At 68.7% G+C, this 1231-nt stretch carries 1 protein-coding gene; it reads right to left on the bottom strand.

The window, feature by feature from the left end:
* Positions 1–275: 275 nt before the first annotated feature.
* Positions 276–1231, bottom strand: a 956-nt coding sequence (locus tag ABTU92_RS29265; protein WP_408095065.1) for a hypothetical protein, incomplete at its 5' end; no start/stop codon positions are given.

The raw sequence follows: 1231 nt of genomic DNA, 5'->3' as shown, positions 1-1231 counted from the left end.
GCTCATCATGCCCGTACACAACCCGTAAAAATCCACCCGAAACCAGTAGAGTCGCGACCTCTGAAAGCAGAGTTAATGACAGCCGGTTTCGACGTGTCGCGCGGGATGGTTCCGTATATGGGCACGTAGAATTACGACGTCACGCCTAGCCCGAGAACATCCTGAACAAAGGATGAGCCGGATGTGGATGTTTCGATTCGTCCGGGATGACGACCGCGACGGCGTGCGGGACGTGACGGCGCGGGCCCGCCGCGCGCCTGCGACGCGCCTTCGCCTCAGAGCTTGCGCCAGATCGTCCGCAGCAACGCCTTGAACAGTTGCGAGCGCGACCGCTGGAGCGCATCGAGCTCGCCGCGCAGCGTGTCACGCGCGTTCATCAGCTTGTTGAGCTCGCGGTCCGACACGGCGAGGAGGTCGTCGAGACCGGTGCCGGGCGCGCCGGAGCCGGCGCCGGAGGCGCCTGCGGCGCGGCGGGCGAGGCTCAGCAGCGGCGCGTCGCCGTATGTCACGCCGGGCGGCGCGAAGCCGCGGGCGTAGCGGGTGCCGAAATGCTCGATCGACAGGAAGAACGGATCGGGCGCCGCCGACTGGTAGACATCGAAGGCCCGGCACAGCGACAGCGTCATGGCGCTCTCCAGCGGCCCGGCGAACGACCCGTCGCGGTCGTAGAACCACGGCGTGTCGACCCAGCGGCGGAGCTGCGCGTCGCTGACGAAGAAGCCGCCGACATGTGGGTTGCGGGGCGGCGCGAAGCTCTGCTCGCGGTCATGGAAGCGGCCGGCGAGGCGCTCGGGCGCAGCCGTGCGGCGCATGCCGAGGGCCGTCATCTTGTCGACCGGGATGACGGGCCAGGCCGCCACCATGGCCGGCGTGCCCGAATGGGCCATCTCGTAACGCAGCGGCAGCAGCGCCCGCTCCGGACCGAAGGCGCGCTCGAACCAGGCGAGCTTCTCGAAGAACAGCGGGTCGTGGACGATCATGTCGTCCTCGATCACCGCGTACCAGTCGTAGTGGCCGAGCCGCTCGCGGATGACCCGCTGCGTCTCGTAGCCGAGCTGCATGGGCGGCCCGTCCCACAGCTCCAACGTGTAGGTCGCGGGATCGATCCCGACATGCTCCATGATGCCCTTGCCGGGGACCTGCAGGACCACGATGTCGAGCACCCGCTCGCCCTCGTCGCCCGGGATGCGAACGGCCGCGTCCTCGGCGTGTCGGCGCGGCCCGAAATGGC

The organism is Rhodoplanes sp. SY1, assembly GCF_046000175.1.
In the GTDB taxonomy this organism is placed as follows: Bacteria; Pseudomonadota; Alphaproteobacteria; order Rhizobiales; family Xanthobacteraceae; genus Rhodoplanes.
This window is presented reverse-complemented; position numbering and strand designations above follow the sequence as displayed.